The organism is Microvirga sp. ACRRW (assembly GCF_022346925.1).
GTDB lineage: Bacteria > Pseudomonadota > Alphaproteobacteria > Rhizobiales > Beijerinckiaceae > Microvirga.
This window is the reverse complement of sequence record NZ_JAKRNJ010000001.1, coordinates 40743-56372: the sequence shown is the minus strand read 5'-3', so window position 1 is coordinate 56372 and position 15630 is coordinate 40743. Positions and strand designations below refer to the sequence as shown.

Here is a 15630-nt window from a genome sequence, read left to right as displayed (position 1 = left end):
TCAGCTTCGGGGCAAGAGAACAATCCTTCACAACTCGGCGAGGAGGAGCCTGTTCCTCATCCCTGCTGCGAGGTCAGATGGTGCAGGGCGATCCCGCTCGTTGTGGCGACGTTGAGGGAATCGAAGCCGCTGCTCATGGGGATTGAAACGGTGCGGGTCCGGGCAAGCAGATCCGGCGGCAGGCCCGGTCCTTCCGCACCGAGCAACAGCGCCGTCCGGCGCGCGGGCTTGATCTGCGAGAGAACGTCTTTCCCCGCGGGCGAAAGGGCCAGAATTTCAAAGGACGATGCCTGTAATGCGTGAACCATCGCGTCGGCGGAAACAGCGCGCGTGAAAGGCACCACCAGCGCTCCGCCCACTGACACGCGAACCGCTTTCCGATAGAGCGGATCGCAGCTTTCCTGATCGAGCAGGATGCCTTGTGCGCCAAAGGCGGCGGCGTTGCGGAAGATGCCGCCCACATTGTCGTGGTTGGCCAATCCCACCAACCCCACGACCAGCGCTTCCTCGGGAAAGTTTTTCAGGAAATCCTCGACCGAAAGAAGCGGCGCACGGCGAGCGACGGCGAGAATTCCGCGATGAATCGGGAAGCCCACGATGGCGTCCATGACCTGACGGTTCGCGGTGTAAACCGGCACGTCCGGAGACAGGCTCGCGAGCGCGTCGCTCAAAACGTCCACGCGGTTTTCGGCAAGAAGAAGCGACTCGATCTCGAAGCGCGGTTGTTTCAGCAGCACGCGCAGGACGACTTCACCCTCGGCGATGAAGCGATGCTGGCGCCCCACCAGATCCCGCTCGCGCACGGCGCGATAAGATTCGATCCGCGGGTCGTCAGGATCGGTAATGGCAATCGGCATGGCTTCCTTCGTGTCCGTCTTCGACTGCCTTCCTATGGCAGCCGTGAGGGCGGAACAACGACTTTCGCTCCCGGTTAGCCTTCCAACATGGTCAAGGCCGCTTCAGGCGGCTCTCATACGGAGATCGATGATGGATTGGGATATCGCGGACGGATGGGTATGGGCCCTGGTGATTATCGGCGGGCCGCTGCTGATCGGCATTTTCATGGCCGTCTTCTCGGGCCGCCGCAACAAGCTGAACCGGGTCGAGCGTGAGATCTCGGAAGAAGGCGCGCACAAGAATTGGGGTAAGGAAGAGATCCACTAGGCTTCAGAGTAACGTGCCGGAAATCTCTGCGGTGCGATCGTGGATGCCCAATTTCAAAGATAGAAATAGCCCTTTGAGAGGCTGTAGATACCTTTAACGGTGATGGCAAAATCAGTTTTCCCATCACCGTTCGTATCGCCGTGGATCACCACCCCACCGGCCTTGGATTCATATCGCAACTCACCGGGTTTCTTGTGAAAGCCGGCTTTACCTATGAAAGTGAAGGCTTGGTTTCCGCTTTTCTTGGTATTCGCGTCAATATCGCGGAGATCAATCCTGTCCTTCTGGGCTGCGGAGAAATCATAGATCGTGTCGCGCCCGTTCGTAGCGAAGGTGCTCTCTTTAACTTTTTTGAATACGAAAGTGTCAGCGCCCGTGCCGCCATAAAGCCGGTCTGCACCGCCACGGCCGTACAGCACGTCGTTTCCGTCAAAGCCTTCCAGCTTATCGCCAACGAACTTGCCCCACAAATAATCGCCGTTGCCGCCTGTGATCTTGTCGTTCCCCGCAAGGATACCCTTCAGAAGTTCCATGTCATCGGATCTGGAAGGAGTTCTTCCGACAGCAATAATCGACGTCGCTGGGATCCAGAGATCGGAAAAGACAAGATAGCGTTTCCCATGGCTGACCCCGCCAAAGCTGGTGACGATTCCGCCAGTCGGGATTCCAGCGGCATCATAGGTAAAACCTGTGCCATGAAACTCGTCACGGGCTGAGGTGCCAGCCCCATAGGTTACCGAGAACAGAGTCGAGGTCTTCTGATAGCTGTTGGCATAAAAAAGACCCAGGAACTTAACATTCTTCAGATCAAAGCTATAAGGATCAGTCCAAGTAATCGTCGCCATTGATGCCCTCTGATATCGTTTGAATCTATATTACATTGCAACTTTAAAGAGCAAGCGCAGGGGCGCTCGGTCCAAGAAAGCGAGATGAGTCTCGCCTTTGCCTGGAAGCTCAGGTTTTTAGAGATTCATTTTATTGAGAATGAGTGGTGCCGGTGGAGAGGATCGAACTCCCGACCTTCGGTTTACAAAACCGCTGCACTACCGCTGTGCTACACCGGCCCTCGACGTGGGTGTTGAGGTAGCAGCACCCCGGTCCTGACGCAAGTTCCATCGAAACAGAAAAATTAAGTGCTCCAGCGCACCGAAACCATCCCGCCTTTGTGGAATTGTCCGAAGCAAGATGGTTAAGGAGACAGCGCTATGATCAGCCTAAGGGCTTCAGAAAAAAAGATTAATTCGCCCTATGGAGGCTGGACTCTGTTCGTCGCCTCCTTCGCATTAGCAGCCGGGCTCATCTTCGCGCCACTCCCAGCCGATGCAGCTCATCTCCCACAGGAGCTGTCCGCAGCCAAGGCGGTCAAGAGCACGGGAACGGCGGTTGCCTCGAAGGATGTCGAGGAGACAGGCTCCATCAAAGTGCAGGATGCAGATACCGGCACGTGCAGCAAGTCTCGCAAGCGGCTCTTCGTCGAGGGCGAGGGCTGGATCGTTCGCAAGCTGACGACCTGCTACTGATTTTGCATAAGGTCAGCGCAGAAATGAAAAGCCCCGCCTGAGGCGGGGCTTTCCTTTTTGGTTGAGGCGATGCGCTTAGCGCGCGCCCTCGTAGGTCATGATGTCGCGATCCTTCGTCTCCGGCACCAGCAAGAGGCCGACCACGAAGGTGATGAGAGCGATCACGATCGGATACCACAGGCCGTAGTAGATATCGCCGGTGGCCGCCACCATCGCGAAGGCGGTGGGAGGCAGCAGGCCGCCGAACCAGCCGTTGGCGATGTGGTAGGGCAGGGACATCGCGGTGTAGCGGATACGGGTCGGGAAGAACTCGACCAGAGCCGCCGCGATGGGGCCGTACACCATCGTGACGTAGATCACGAAGATGGTCAGGATGCCGATGGCCTTGAGAGCCTGGGCTTTGCTGAGCGCATCGAAGAAGCCGTTCACCTTCAGGATGCTCGGATCGCCAGCCTTCGGATAGCCCACTTCAGCAGCGGCGTTCGTGAAGCCGGTGATGTTGGCCGGAACGGCCGGAGCAAGCGGAGCTTCCTTGCCGTTGAAGGTCACCTTCGTCGCGGAGCCGGCGGCAGCCGGAACCAGCTCGTACTTGATGGCGGCGCGGGCGAGAGCCACGCGAGCCACGTCGCACGGAGCGGTGAAGGAGCGGATGCCGACCGGATCGAACACCGAGCCGCAGGTGGCGGGATCGGCCACGACCTGGACCTTCGCCGTTTCCAGAGCCTGGTTCAGGTTCGGGCTGACGACGGCGGTGAGGCTGTGGAACAGCGGGAAGTAAGTGATCGCTGCAAGCAGGCAGCCGCCGAGGATGACCGGCTTACGGCCGATCTTGTCGGAGAGTGCGCCGAAGATCACGAAGCCCGCCGTGCCGAGGATCAGCGACCAGGCGATGAGCACGTTCGAGGTGAGCAGGTCGACCTTGAGGATGCTCTGGATGAAGAACAGGGCGTAGAACTGGCCCGTGTACCACACCACGGCCTGACCGATGGCGAGACCGATGAGGGCGATCAGAACCATCTTCAGGTTGCGCCACTGGCCGAATGCTTCCTTCAGCGGAGCCTTCGACTGAGTGCCTTCTTCCTTCATCTTCTTGAAGGCCGGGGATTCCTGCATCTGCATGCGGATCCAGACGGAGATGCCGAGAAGCACGACGGAGAGCAGGAACGGAATGCGCCAGCCGGCGATCGGCCAGCCTTCACCCGTCTGGAAGCCTTGCTCGCCCATCCAGGTGCGGAGCACGAGAATGACGACGAGGGACAGAAGCAGGCCGACGGTGGCCGTGATCTGAATGAAGCTGGTGTAGAAGCCGCGACGTCCGACAGGAGCGTGCTCAGCCACATACACGGCAGCGCCGCCGTACTCGCCGCCGAGCGCGAGGCCCTGGAGCATGCGCAGCGCGATGAGAACCACCGGAGCGACCCAGCCGATCTGGGCATAGCTGGGCAGCAGGCCGACGAAGAACGTCGAGAAGCCCATGATCAGGATGGTCACGAGGAAGGTGTACTTGCGGCCGACGAGGTCGCCGATTCGGCCGAACACGATGGCGCCGAACGGACGCACCAGGAAGCCCGCTGCGAACGCGAGGAGCGCGAACACGTTACGGGTCGTCACGTCGAAGGCGGAGAAGAACTGCGCGCCTATGATGGTGGCGAGAGATCCGTAGAGGTAGAAGTCGTACCATTCGAAGACGGTACCGAGCGAGGAGGCGAGAATCACCTTCCGCTCTTCGCGCGTCATAGGCCGCGGTGCGGCGCTCGTACGCGCTGTTGTGGCTGCTGTTGCCATAGCGTTCCCTTCCATTTTGATAAGCCCGGTGATCCGGGTCTTCAGGCGTCAAGCGGAGCAACGCCGCTTGGGCCGAGGCATCGTGACCGCAATGAGCGGCCAAGAATCCTATGGAAGTTGAGGCTAGCGTCGCCGGTACGCTCTACAATTGCCAATTCGTATTTGCGACTTCCGTCTAAGAAAACGGGGTGAAAGCCGAAAATGCTTTTTGTTCAATGGCTTGCTGGGCGTCGAAATCAGGCGCCCTAGGCCTTCGCAACGGCTTTGGTCACAGCAAAAAGCGAGATCGCCGCCGCATTGGAAACGTTGAGGCTTTTGATCGCGCCGGGCATGTCGAGCCTGCCGACGGCGTCGCAGCATTCGCGGGTCCGCTGGCGCAATCCCTTGCCTTCCGAGCCCAACACCAGAACGAGAGGCAGCTTCAGCTCCAGCTCGTCGATGGTGGTGTCGCCCTCCGAATCAAGGCCGATGCGCTGGAAGCCGCGCTCGCCGAGGGCGTTAAGGGTATCGCCCAGGTTCTTCACGATCATGAACGGCACGTGCTCGAGGCCGCCCGAGGCGGATTTCGCCAGCACGCCGGTTGCCGCCGGGCTGTGACGGGCCGTGGTGATGATGGCCTCCACATCGAACGCCGCCGCCGTTCGCACGATGGCGCCCACATTATGCGGGTCCGTGATCTGATCGAGAGCAAGCACCACGCGCTTGCCGCTCAGGGTATTGACCGACGGCGAGGGCAGGGGATCGGCTTCCGCGTAAAGGCCCTGGTGGACGGCATCGGGCTCCAGAAGGCGGTTGATCTCGTCCGGACGCACCATCTCGGGCTCGAAGGGCAGGGGAACGTTCTCTTCCTGCAGCCGCTTCAGGGAGTTCTCGGTAGCAAGAAGGCGGCGAATCGTCCGCTTGCCGTTGCGAAGCGCCTCCACGACCGGATGCCAGCCGTACAGGATCGTGGTGTCGATCTCATGGGGCGGACGCCAGGCTTGGGGATCGCGGCGCCCCGGCCTTTTGCCCTGCGGGCGCTGAAAGCGGGGTTTGCGGGAATTGAAGGGGCGCTCGCTCATGGTGCTCGTCATCTCTCAGGTCGTATAGGCCCGCCATAGCACAAGGCGGCGGCATTCACGATCTATCTTCGAAACATTGCGCTTTGCTGTTGACACCGGCAAAGAGGGTCACCATAAGAGCGCCACCGAGCGGCCGCACCACGGTGAGGCGCTTCGGGTGAAGACCTCGGCGCACTGCGTCAAGGTTGGACAATGGGGGAATGTCCCGAGCGGCAAAGGGGGCGGACTGTAAATCCGCTGGCTATGCCTTCGTAGGTTCGAGTCCTACTTCCCCCACCATCCAACCAGCAGGGCATGCGGGTGTAGCTCAATGGTAGAGCAGCAGCCTTCCAAGCTGAATACGAGGGTTCGATTCCCTTCACCCGCTCCAACCCTCCCTCAACTCTCCATTCTCACGTTCGTGACGCTTCGGGGCGAAAGCCTGGATTCGCGGATCGTCGTGGCTAGAGCCGGAAACGCTTCAAAACCCCGATAGCGGGGCTTTTGGGCGGCTTCTTCGATAATTACCTTCTGCAAGACTGAAATTGGCACTTGCGCATTCGGCGTAACCGCAATATCGGGACGCCCTGGGTTTTTTGTTCCTGGCCTATGCAAGGTAGAGATCAATGGCGAAGGAAAAGTTTGAACGCAATAAGCCGCACTGCAACATCGGCACGATTGGTCACGTTGACCACGGCAAGACGTCGCTGACGGCTGCGATCACGAAGGTTCTGGCGGAAGCTGGCGGTGCGACGTTCACCGCGTACGACCAGATTGACAAGGCGCCGGAAGAGAAGGCGCGCGGCATCACGATCTCGACGGCGCACGTCGAGTACGAGACCGCGAACCGCCACTATGCGCACGTGGACTGCCCCGGCCACGCCGACTACGTGAAGAACATGATCACGGGTGCGGCGCAGATGGACGGCGCGATCCTGGTGGTGTCGTCGGCTGACGGCCCGATGCCGCAGACCCGCGAGCACATCCTTCTGGCCCGTCAGGTTGGCGTGCCGGCTCTGGTGGTGTTCATGAACAAGGTCGACATGGTCGACGACGCCGAGCTGCTCGACCTGGTTGAGCTCGAGGTGCGCGAGCTTCTGTCGAAGTACGACTTCCCCGGCGACGACATTCCGATCGTCAAGGGCTCGGCGCTGTGCGCTCTGGAAGACCGTTCGCCTGAGATCGGCCGCGATGCGGTTCTCAAGCTGATGGAAGCGGTGGATGCCTACATCCCGCAGCCGGAGCGTCCGATTGACCAGCCGTTCCTGATGCCGATCGAAGACGTGTTCTCGATCTCGGGCCGCGGCACGGTGGTGACGGGTCGCGTCGAGCGCGGCATCGTGAAGGTCGGCGAGGAAGTGGAGATCGTGGGTCTGCGCGACACGCAGAAGACGACGGTCACCGGCGTCGAGATGTTCCGCAAGCTGCTCGATCAGGGCCAGGCTGGCGACAACGTGGGCGTTCTGCTTCGTGGCACGAAGCGCGAGGACGTGGAGCGCGGCCAGGTGCTGTGCAAGCCCGGCTCGATCAAGCCGCACACGAAGTTCAAGGCCGAGGCGTACATCCTGACGAAGGAAGAGGGCGGCCGTCATACGCCGTTCTTCGGCAACTACCGTCCGCAGTTCTACTTCCGCACGACCGACGTGACGGGCGTGGTGAAGCTGCCTGAGGGCACCGAGATGGTGATGCCGGGCGACAACATCACGATGGAAGTGGAGCTGATCGCTCCGATCGCCATGGAAGAGAAGCTGCGCTTCGCTATCCGTGAAGGCGGCCGTACCGTCGGCGCCGGCGTCGTCGCCGCCGTGATGGATTAAAAGAAACCGGGTGGCGGTTTATCCGCCACCTGTCGACCCGCTCGTAGGAGTGTAGCTCAATCGGCTAGAGCACCGGTCTCCAAAACCGGGGGTTGGGGGTTCGAGTCCCTCCACTCCTGCCAGCGGGTCGACAAGGCGGACGTTTTCGATTATGAGGCGTCTCCAAGATGGTTTGAACAGGTGGCGCGAGGCTAGAAAACAGCCTCGCGCCCCTTCAATTTGGGCTCAAGCGTGCCCTTAGGGACGTTCGCGGCCTCAAAGCCTGTGAACGCAAGCGAAAATGGCGAAGACGAACCCGTTCGATTTCATACAGCAGGTCCGCTCGGAAGCCGCGAAGGTGACCTGGCCGACGCGCAAGGAAACCATGATCACGACCGCCATGGTGTTCGTGATGGTCGTGGTGGCCAGCGTGTTCTTTCTGGTCGTCGATCAGGCGATCGGCTGGGGCGTTCGCTCGGTAATCCTTGGGCTTGGCGGTTAAGAGGTAGATGTGATGACGAAGCGTTGGTATATCGTCCACGCCTACTCGAATTTCGAAAACAAGGTGGCTCAGTCGATCAAGGACCAGGCGGCGCAGCGCGGCCTGGAGGACAAGTTCGACGAGGTCATGGTGCCGACCGAGAAGGTCGTCGAGGTGCGCCGCGGCCGTAAGGTCGACACCGAGCGCAAGTTCTTCCCGGGCTACGTCCTGGTGAAGTGCGACCTGACCGACGAGGTCTACCACCTCATCAAGAATACACCGAAGGTGACGGGCTTCCTGGGCGCCGACAAGGCCAAGCCGGTTCCGATTCCGGACCGCGAGGCCGAGCGCATCAAGGGGCAGGTGGCCGAGGGTGTCGATCACCCCAAGCCCTCCGTCAGCTTCGAGATCGGCGAGCAGGTCCGCGTTTCCGACGGCCCGTTCGCATCCTTCAACGGCGTGGTCGAGGAAGTCGACGAAGCCAGGGCCCGCCTCAAGGTGGCGGTGTCCATCTTCGGCCGCGCAACGCCGGTCGAACTCGAATACGGGCAGGTCGAAAAGATCTGATCCGGCTGAGGCCGGCGCTTTTGAAGTGCCGCCTCTCGGCTCCTTCGGGAGCCTTCATCCGCGGGAGGTCTGCCCGGTCGCCAGCCGGGAGGTTCAGACTGCACCGCGATCTGCAACTGCCATTCCGTTCGGTTGGCGCCGGGCGGGTGGTCCATTAGGAGCAGTCCTATGGCAAAGAAAATTGCGGGCTACGTTAAGCTTCAAGTGCCCGCCGGCGCGGCCAATCCGTCGCCCCCGATCGGCCCTGCGCTGGGTCAGCGCGGTCTGAACATCATGGAATTCTGCAAGGCCTTCAACGCGAAGACCGCGCAGATGGAGAAGGGCACCCCGATCCCGGTGATCATCACCGCCTATCAGGATCGCTCCTTCACCTTCGAGATGAAGCAGCCCCCGGTTTCGTTCTGGCTCAAGAAGGCCGCGAAGATCGACAAGGGCTCGCAGACCCCGGGTAAGGGCGGCACCGTCGGCCGCGTCACCCGCGCTCAGATCCGCGAGATCGCCGAGAAGAAGATGGTCGATCTCAACTGCGACACCGTTGAATCCGCCATGGCCATGATCGAGGGCTCCGCGCGCTCGATGGGCATGGAAGTGGCGTAAGGAGGGCACGATGGCTAATGAAGGTAAGCGCATCCGCGCCGCCCGCGAGGGCATCGAAGCCACCAAGCTGTATCCGATCTCGGACGCAGTGAAGCTGATCAAGGAACGCGCCAAGGCGAAGTTCGACGAGACCATCGAGATCTCGATGAACCTGGGCGTCGATCCCCGTCACGCCGACCAGATGGTCCGTGGCGTCTGCAACCTGCCGAACGGCTCCGGCCGTACCGTGCGCGTTGCCGTGTTCGCCCGTGGTCCGAAGGCCGATGAGGCCAAGGCTGCCGGTGCCGACATCGTGGGCGCCGAGGAGCTCTTCGAGATCGTCAACGGCGGCAAGATCGACTTCGATCGCTGCATCGCGACCCCGGACATGATGGGCCTCGTCGGCCGTCTCGGTAAGGTGCTCGGCCCGCGCGGCCTGATGCCGAACCCGCGCGTCGGCACGGTCACCATGGACGTCAAGGGCGCCGTCGAGGCTGCCAAGGGCGGCGCCGTCGAGTTCCGCGTCGAGAAGGCTGGTATCGTCCACGCCGGTATCGGCAAGGCCTCCTTCGGTGCGGACAAGCTCGTGGAGAACATCAAGGCTTTCGCCGATGCCGTCTCCAAGGCAAAGCCCACGGGCGCCAAGGGCACCTACATCCAGCGCATCGCGGTTTCGTCCACGATGGGCCCGGGCGTGAAGGTCGATCCTTCGTCCGTCCTCAACGGCTAATCGGCCGTTCGAATCGAATAGGGAAAGCCCGGCGCCAGCGCCGGGCTTTTTCGTTCCGGCTGGCCCCTGAAGGCCAGAAAAGGGCAGGGCGGCGATACGAAGTTGCGTAAATAAACGCCAAATGCCCGGCAAAAGCCTCTTGGCAAGTGCGACAGGAAGGCTTATTAGAACGCGTTGAGTTTCCAACATTACGGAAGCTGCGCTTCTGCGCGGCTTCGGTTAGGAATCCATCCCGGAGACGGGATGGTGACAGGCCGGCGGGTCAGAGGGCAACCTTTGGCGCGTTCCGGCTATGTCCTGTCCGAGACTGCAGGCGCTGGCTTGTCCAGCTTAATTCGAGAGGGCCTGCATAGACGGGGAAGCCGAGTTTCATACCTGCTCAACGCAGGTGTCGAGTTTCGGTTCGAACCATCTCACCCTGTGCGCCGCCTGGTGCATCTGGGGGACAGGGCTTGCGAGAGCGTCGTTCAGGCGTCTCGAGCGCGAGCTCGGGCCTTGAACGGCAGATGTAACCGGCGGAATTTTCCGCCAACCGGAGAGAGCCCAGTGGAAAGAGCAGCAAAGCGCGAGCTCGTCTCGACTCTCAACGACGTGTTTAACACCACGAGCGTTGTCGTCGTCGCCCACTATGCTGGTCTCACGGTTGCCGACATGCAGAAGCTGCGCGCGCAGATGAAGCAGGCCGGTGCCACCGTGAAGGTCGCAAAAAACAGCCTCGCCAAAATCGCTCTCGAAGGCAAGGACGTCGCGTCCATCTCGGGCCTTATGAAAGGTCCGACCCTGATCGCTTATTCGAGCGATCCGGTCGCGGCTCCCAAGGTCGCTGTCGATTTCGCCAAGACTAACGACAAGCTCGTTATCCTTGGCGGTGCAATGGGCGCGACCGCTCTGAACGCGGACGGAGTCAAGGCGCTTGCCACTCTGCCGTCCCTCGATGAACTGCGCGCTAAGCTGGTCGGCCTTGTTCAGGCTCCGGCCACGAAGATCGCTCAGCTCAGCACGGCGCCGGCGGCAAAGCTCGCCCGTGTGTTCGGAGCCTATGCCAAGACAGGCGAAGCGGCGTGAGGCCGTACCCTCAATCACTAACCCGTTCGAACTGAACTTAAGGATCTAAAAAATGGCTGATCTTGCCAAGCTCGTTGACGATCTGTCGTCGCTGACCGTTCTCGAGGCTGCTGAGCTCTCGAAGATGCTCGAAGAGAAGTGGGGCGTTTCCGCTGCTGCTGCTGTTGCCGTTGCTGCCGCTCCGGCTGCTGGTGGTGGCGCTGCCGCTGCTGAAGAGCAGACCGAGTTCACGGTCGTTCTTGCTGCCGCTGGCGACAAGAAGATCGAGGTCATCAAGGAAGTCCGTGGCATCACGGGCCTGGGCCTCAAGGAAGCTAAGGACCTCGTCGAAGGCGCTCCGAAGCCCCTCAAGGAAGGCGTTGCCAAGGACGAAGCTCAGAAGATCAAGGAAACCCTCGAGAAGGTGGGTGCCAAGATCGAGCTTAAGTAATTTTGCGGCCTAGAAGGCCGTAGGATTGCCCCCGAGCAATCGGGGCTCAAAAACACACGGTCCCAGGCATTTTTGCTTGGGGCCGTTGTGTCGTCAAAGAGGCCGGGCTTCTTTGGCGGCGCTCAACAGGGCTCGCAACGAGTCCGGATTGGTTCGAAAACCGGCTCATGATGCCGGGCGGTTAATCCAGGGTCCCAATCACGGGGTTCTCGATTAGGCGTGTATGAGGAACGAGGTCCAGATGGCCAATACACTGATCGGCCGGAAGCGCATTCGCAAGTTCTTCGGCAAAATCAAGGAAGTGGCGGAAATGCCGAACCTCATCGAGGTTCAGAAGGCATCCTACGACCAGTTCCTGATGGTCGAAGAGCCAAAGGGCGGCCGGCCGGAAGAGGGCTTGCAAGCCGTCTTCAAATCGGTTTTTCCGATTTCGGACTTTTCGAACACTGCTCTGCTCGAATTCGTGAAGTACACGTTCGAGCCCCCGAAATACGACGTTGACGAGTGCCGTCAGCGCGGCATGACCTTTGCCGCTCCGCTGAAGGTGACGCTGCGCCTCATCGTGTTCGATGTGGACCCGGATACCGGCGCCCGCTCCGTGAAGGACATCAAGGAGCAGGACGTCTACATGGGCGATATGCCGCTCATGACCGACAACGGCACCTTCATCGTCAACGGCACCGAGCGCGTCATCGTTTCGCAGATGCATCGTTCGCCGGGCGTGTTCTTCGACCATGACAAGGGCAAGACGCACTCCTCCGGCAAGCTGCTGTTCGCTGCCCGCATCATCCCGTATCGCGGTTCCTGGCTCGACATCGAGTTCGACGCCAAGGACATCGTCTATGCCCGTATCGACCGTAAGCGTAAGCTCCCGGTCACGGCGTTGCTCTATGCTCTGGGCCTCGACGGCGAGGAAATCCTCAACACCTTCTACAACCGCGTCATCTACACCAAGGCGAAGAATGGCTGGACCATTCCGTACGATGCGGAGCGCATGAAGGGCTTCAAGGCCTCCGTCGATCTCATCGACGCGAAGACCGGCGAAGTCGTGCTCGAGGCCGGCAAGAAGCTGACCGTTCGCGCCGCCCGCCAGCTCGCCGAAAAGGGCCTCAAGAACCTGCGCGTGACGGACGAGGATCTCGTCGGTCAGTACATCGCTGAGGATCTCGTCAACCCGAAGACCGGCGAGATCTACGCCGAGGCCGGCGACGAGCTGACCTTGACTGTCGATCCCAAGACCGGCGATCGCAAGGGCAACCTCGTCGATCTCATCGATCTGGGCTACAAGGAAATCCCGGTTCTCGACATCGATCACATCACTGTCGGTCCCTACATCCGCAACACGCTGGCCGTGGATAAGGCTTCCTCCCGCGAGGACGCCCTGTTCGACATCTACCGCGTCATGCGTCCGGGCGAGCCGCCGATCCTCGAGACGGCCGAAGCCATGTTCAACTCGCTGTTCTTCGACGCCGAGCGTTACGACCTCTCGGCTGTCGGCCGCGTGAAGATGAACATGCGCCTCGACCTCGACGCAGAGGACACCGTGCGCACGCTCCGCCGCGAGGACATCCTCGCCGTGGCGAAGGCGCTCGTGGATCTGCGCGACGGCAAGGGCGAGATCGACGACATCGACCACCTCGGCAACCGCCGCGTGCGTTCGGTCGGCGAGCTCATGGAGAACCAGTACCGCCTCGGCCTGCTGCGCATGGAGCGCGCGATCAAGGAGCGCATGTCGTCCGTCGATATCGACACCGTCATGCCGCAGGACTTGATCAACGCGAAGCCTGCCGCTGCCGCCGTGCGCGAGTTCTTCGGTTCCTCGCAGCTGTCGCAGTTCATGGACCAGACCAACCCGCTCTCCGAGGTCACGCACAAGCGTCGTCTCTCGGCGCTTGGCCCGGGCGGTCTGACCCGCGAGCGCGCAGGCTTCGAAGTCCGCGACGTGCACCCGACGCACTATGGCCGTATCTGCCCGATTGAGACGCCGGAAGGCCCGAATATCGGTCTGATCAACTCGCTCGCCACCTTCGCCCGCGTGAACAAGTACGGCTTCATCGAGACGCCGTTCCGCCGCGTGCGCGACAGCAAGGTGACGGACGAGGTCGTGTATCTCTCCGCCATGGAAGAGGCGAAGTACAACATCGCCCAGGCCAACTCGACGCTCGATGCGAAGGGCACGCTGACGGAAGAACTCGTCATCTGCCGCCGCGCCGGTGAAAACATCGTGGCCGCGCCCGATCGCGTGGACCTGATGGAAGTGTCGCCGAAGCAGCTCGTGTCGGTTGCCGCCGCGCTCATCCCGTTCCTCGAGAACGACGACGCGAACCGCGCTCTCATGGGCTCGAACATGCAGCGTCAGGCCGTGCCGCTCGTGCAGGCGGACGCTCCGTTCGTCGGTACCGGCATGGAAGCTGTCGTGGCCCGTGACTCGGGCGCTGCGATTGCGGCCCGCCGCACCGGCATCGTCGACCAGGTGGACGCGACCCGTATCGTTATCCGCGCGACGGAAAACACGGATCCGACCCGTCCCGGCGTCGACATCTACCGCCTGCAGAAGTTCCAGCGCTCCAACCAGTCGACCTGCATCACGCAGAAGCCGCTGGTCCGCGCCGGCGACATGGTCCGCAAGGGCGACATCATCGCCGACGGCCCGTCGACGGAGTACGGCGAGCTCGCTCTCGGCCGCAACGTGCTCGTCGCGTTTATGCCGTGGAACGGCTATAACTTCGAAGACTCGATCCTCCTGTCCGAGCGCATCGTGAAGGAAGACGTGTTCACCTCGATCCATATCGAGGAGTTCGAGGTGATGGCCCGCGACACGAAGCTGGGTCCTGAGGAAATCACGCGCGACATTCCGAACGTGTCGGAAGAGGCGCTGAAGAACCTCGACGAAGCCGGCATCGTGTATATCGGCGCCGAAGTGCACGCCGGCGACATCCTCGTCGGCAAGATCACGCCGAAGGGCGAAAGCCCGATGACGCCGGAAGAGAAGCTTCTGCGCGCCATCTTCGGTGAGAAGGCCTCCGACGTCCGCGATACCTCGCTGCGCGTGCCCCCGGGCGTGACCGGCACCATTGTGGAAGTCCGTGTCTTCAACCGTCACGGTGTCGACAAGGACGAGCGTGCCCAGGCCATCGAGCGCGAGGAAATCGAGCGTCTCGCCAAGGACCGCGACGACGAACAGGCGATCCTGGACCGCAACACTTATGCGCGTCTGGCCGAGATCCTGGACGGTAAGAAGGGCGTGGCCGGGCCGAAGGGCTACAAGAAGGACGCCAAGATCAACCGCGAGCTGCTCAATGAGTATCCGCGGTCCCAGTGGTGGCAGTTCGCGGTCGAAGACGATGCTCTGATGACCGAAATCGAAGCCATGCAGAAGCAGTACGACGAGTCCAAGAAGCGCCTCGAACAGCGCTTCCTCGACAAGGTCGAGAAGCTTCAGCGTGGTGACGAGCTGCCCCCGGGCGTCATGAAGATGGTCAAGGTCTTCGTCGCTGTGAAGCGCAAGATCCAGCCCGGCGACAAGATGGCCGGCCGTCACGGCAACAAGGGTGTCGTGTCGCGCATCGTTCCGATCGAGGACATGCCGTTCCTCGAGGACGGCACTCACGCGGATATCGTGCTCAACCCGCTCGGCGTGCCGAGCCGCATGAACGTGGGTCAGATCCTCGAGACGCACCTCGGCTGGGCTGCTGCCGGTCTCGGCAAGCAGGTCGCTCAGGCGGTCGATGCGTACATGAAGTCCGGCAAGTCCAAGGGTCTGCGCGATCAGCTCGTGTCGATCTACGGCAATCTGCCGGAAATCGAGCAGGCTTCCGACGAGGAGCTCGTGGAGCTCGGCAACAAGCTGCGTCGCGGCGTTCCCTTCGCCACGCCCGTCTTCGACGGCGCGAAGGAAGCGGACATCGAGACCATGCTTCAGAAGGCAGGCCTCGACCCGTCGGGTCAGGTCACGCTGTATGACGGCAAGACCGGTGAAGCCTTCGACCGCAAGGTCACGGTGGGCTACATCTACATGCTGAAGCTTCACCACCTCGTGGACGACAAGATCCACGCCCGCTCCATTGGTCCCTACAGCCTCGTTACCCAGCAGCCGCTGGGCGGCAAGGCCCAGTTCGGCGGCCAGCGCTTCGGCGAAATGGAGGTCTGGGCGCTCGAGGCTTACGGCGCCGCCTACACCCTTCAGGAAATGCTCACGGTCAAGTCGGACGACGTGGCCGGCCGTACCAAGGTCTACGAAGCCATCGTTCGTGGCGACGACACCTTCGAGTCGGGCATTCCGGAGAGCTTCAACGTTCTCGTGAAGGAAATGCGTTCGCTCGGCCTGAATGTCGAACTGACCAACTCCAAGAAGGCTGCCAACGAGGCGGAGCAACTGCCTCCGTCCGAGGCTGCCGAGTAAGGTGCGAAAGCGCTTTTGAATTCGAGGTTCGGCCGCGGCATTTGAGCCGCGGCCTCATGCAATTGCCGGTGAGG

Annotated in this window: 14 protein-coding genes and 4 tRNA genes; 13 read left to right on the top strand and 5 right to left on the bottom strand. The window is 61.3% G+C overall.

What is annotated here, in order from left to right; genetic code table 11:
* Positions 1-56 precede the first annotated feature (56 nt).
* On the bottom strand, positions 57-857 hold the full coding sequence (locus MHY87_RS00340) for an RNA methyltransferase (RefSeq protein ID WP_239348393.1): 801 nt from the start codon (positions 855-857) through the stop codon (positions 57-59).
* 130 nt (positions 858-987) lie between these two features.
* Between MHY87_RS00340 and MHY87_RS00335 the strand changes: the two genes are divergently transcribed.
* Positions 988-1164: a hypothetical protein gene (locus MHY87_RS00335; RefSeq protein ID WP_239348392.1), complete on the top strand. Its 177-nt coding sequence runs from the start codon at positions 988-990 to the stop codon at positions 1162-1164.
* A 53-nt stretch (positions 1165-1217) separates the two neighbouring features.
* On the opposite strand, the gene MHY87_RS00330 is transcribed toward MHY87_RS00335, so the two are convergent.
* On the bottom strand, positions 1218-2009 hold the full coding sequence (locus MHY87_RS00330; protein WP_239348391.1) for a hypothetical protein: 792 nt from the start codon (positions 2007-2009) through the stop codon (positions 1218-1220).
* A 144-nt stretch (positions 2010-2153) separates the two neighbouring features.
* Positions 2154-2228: transfer RNA gene (locus tag MHY87_RS00325), tRNA-Thr, on the bottom strand.
* A 141-nt stretch (positions 2229-2369) separates the two neighbouring features.
* Here MHY87_RS00325 and MHY87_RS00320 point away from each other — a divergent pair.
* On the top strand, positions 2370-2684 hold the full coding sequence (locus MHY87_RS00320; RefSeq protein ID WP_239348390.1) for a hypothetical protein: 315 nt from the start codon (positions 2370-2372) through the stop codon (positions 2682-2684).
* Between the two features lie 75 nt (positions 2685-2759).
* On the opposite strand, the gene MHY87_RS00315 is transcribed toward MHY87_RS00320, so the two are convergent.
* Both MHY87_RS00315 and MHY87_RS00310 read right to left on the bottom strand, forming a co-directional pair.
* Positions 2760-4469 carry an MFS transporter gene (locus tag MHY87_RS00315; protein ID WP_239348389.1) on the bottom strand — a complete coding sequence of 570 codons (1710 nt, stop codon included), beginning with the start codon at positions 4467-4469 and terminating at the stop codon, positions 2760-2762.
* Between the two features lie 245 nt (positions 4470-4714).
* Positions 4715-5530, bottom strand: coding sequence for an RNA methyltransferase (locus MHY87_RS00310; RefSeq protein WP_239348388.1), 816 nt, complete (start codon positions 5528-5530; stop codon positions 4715-4717).
* A 194-nt stretch (positions 5531-5724) separates the two neighbouring features.
* On the opposite strand from MHY87_RS00310, the gene MHY87_RS00305 reads away from it, so the two are divergent.
* The 11 genes from MHY87_RS00305 (at position 5725) to rpoB (ending at position 15556) form a co-directional block, all read left to right on the top strand.
* A tRNA-Tyr gene (locus MHY87_RS00305) sits at positions 5725-5809 on the top strand.
* A 17-nt stretch (positions 5810-5826) separates the two neighbouring features.
* A tRNA-Gly gene (locus MHY87_RS00300) sits at positions 5827-5900 on the top strand.
* A gap of 235 nt (positions 5901-6135) precedes the next feature.
* On the top strand, positions 6136-7326 hold the full coding sequence (tuf, locus tag MHY87_RS00295; RefSeq protein ID WP_239348378.1) for an elongation factor Tu: 1191 nt from the start codon (positions 6136-6138) through the stop codon (positions 7324-7326).
* 45 nt (positions 7327-7371) lie between these two features.
* A tRNA-Trp gene (locus MHY87_RS00290) sits at positions 7372-7448 on the top strand.
* A 158-nt stretch (positions 7449-7606) separates the two neighbouring features.
* Positions 7607-7807: a preprotein translocase subunit SecE gene (gene secE, locus MHY87_RS00285; RefSeq protein WP_047192276.1), complete on the top strand. Its 201-nt coding sequence runs from the start codon at positions 7607-7609 to the stop codon at positions 7805-7807.
* Between the two features lie 12 nt (positions 7808-7819).
* The gene (gene nusG / locus MHY87_RS00280; protein WP_239348387.1) at positions 7820-8353 is read left to right on the top strand and encodes a transcription termination/antitermination protein NusG; all 534 of its coding nucleotides are present in this window, start codon (positions 7820-7822) and stop codon (positions 8351-8353) included.
* Between the two features lie 168 nt (positions 8354-8521).
* Positions 8522-8950, top strand: coding sequence for a 50S ribosomal protein L11 (rplK, locus tag MHY87_RS00275; protein WP_239348386.1), 429 nt, complete (start codon positions 8522-8524; stop codon positions 8948-8950).
* Positions 8951-8960: 10 nt separating this feature from the next.
* Positions 8961-9659, top strand: a complete 699-nt coding sequence (gene rplA / locus MHY87_RS00270) for a 50S ribosomal protein L1 (RefSeq protein ID WP_239348385.1) — start codon at positions 8961-8963, stop codon at positions 9657-9659.
* A gap of 546 nt (positions 9660-10205) precedes the next feature.
* Positions 10206-10724 (top strand): 50S ribosomal protein L10, encoded by a 519-nt coding sequence (gene rplJ / locus MHY87_RS00265; protein ID WP_239348384.1) that lies wholly within the window; start codon positions 10206-10208, stop codon positions 10722-10724.
* Between the two features lie 52 nt (positions 10725-10776).
* Positions 10777-11154: a 50S ribosomal protein L7/L12 gene (rplL, locus tag MHY87_RS00260; protein ID WP_239348383.1), complete on the top strand. Its 378-nt coding sequence runs from the start codon at positions 10777-10779 to the stop codon at positions 11152-11154.
* 241 nt (positions 11155-11395) lie between these two features.
* Positions 11396-15556 (top strand): DNA-directed RNA polymerase subunit beta, encoded by a 4161-nt coding sequence (gene rpoB / locus MHY87_RS00255; RefSeq protein ID WP_239348382.1) that lies wholly within the window; start codon positions 11396-11398, stop codon positions 15554-15556.
* Positions 15557-15630 lie beyond the last annotated feature (74 nt).

Coding starts and splice junctions, on each gene's coding strand:
- MHY87_RS00330 (WP_239348391.1), bottom strand. CDS start 2,009: ATGGCGACGATTACTTGGACTGATCCTTATAGCTTTGATCTGAAGAAT.
- rpoB (WP_239348382.1), top strand. CDS start 11,396: ATGGCCAATACACTGATCGGCCGGAAGCGCATTCGCAAGTTCTTCGGC.
- tuf (WP_239348378.1), top strand. CDS start 6,136: ATGGCGAAGGAAAAGTTTGAACGCAATAAGCCGCACTGCAACATCGGC.
- nusG (WP_239348387.1), top strand. CDS start 7,820: ATGACGAAGCGTTGGTATATCGTCCACGCCTACTCGAATTTCGAAAAC.
- rplL (WP_239348383.1), top strand. CDS start 10,777: ATGGCTGATCTTGCCAAGCTCGTTGACGATCTGTCGTCGCTGACCGTT.
- rplK (WP_239348386.1), top strand. CDS start 8,522: ATGGCAAAGAAAATTGCGGGCTACGTTAAGCTTCAAGTGCCCGCCGGC.
- secE (WP_047192276.1), top strand. CDS start 7,607: ATGGCGAAGACGAACCCGTTCGATTTCATACAGCAGGTCCGCTCGGAA.
- MHY87_RS00320 (WP_239348390.1), top strand. CDS start 2,370: ATGATCAGCCTAAGGGCTTCAGAAAAAAAGATTAATTCGCCCTATGGA.
- MHY87_RS00310 (WP_239348388.1), bottom strand. CDS start 5,530: ATGAGCGAGCGCCCCTTCAATTCCCGCAAACCCCGCTTTCAGCGCCCG.
- MHY87_RS00340 (WP_239348393.1), bottom strand. CDS start 857: ATGCCGATTGCCATTACCGATCCTGACGACCCGCGGATCGAATCTTAT.
- rplA (WP_239348385.1), top strand. CDS start 8,961: ATGGCTAATGAAGGTAAGCGCATCCGCGCCGCCCGCGAGGGCATCGAA.
- MHY87_RS00335 (WP_239348392.1), top strand. CDS start 988: ATGGATTGGGATATCGCGGACGGATGGGTATGGGCCCTGGTGATTATC.
- MHY87_RS00315 (WP_239348389.1), bottom strand. CDS start 4,469: ATGGCAACAGCAGCCACAACAGCGCGTACGAGCGCCGCACCGCGGCCT.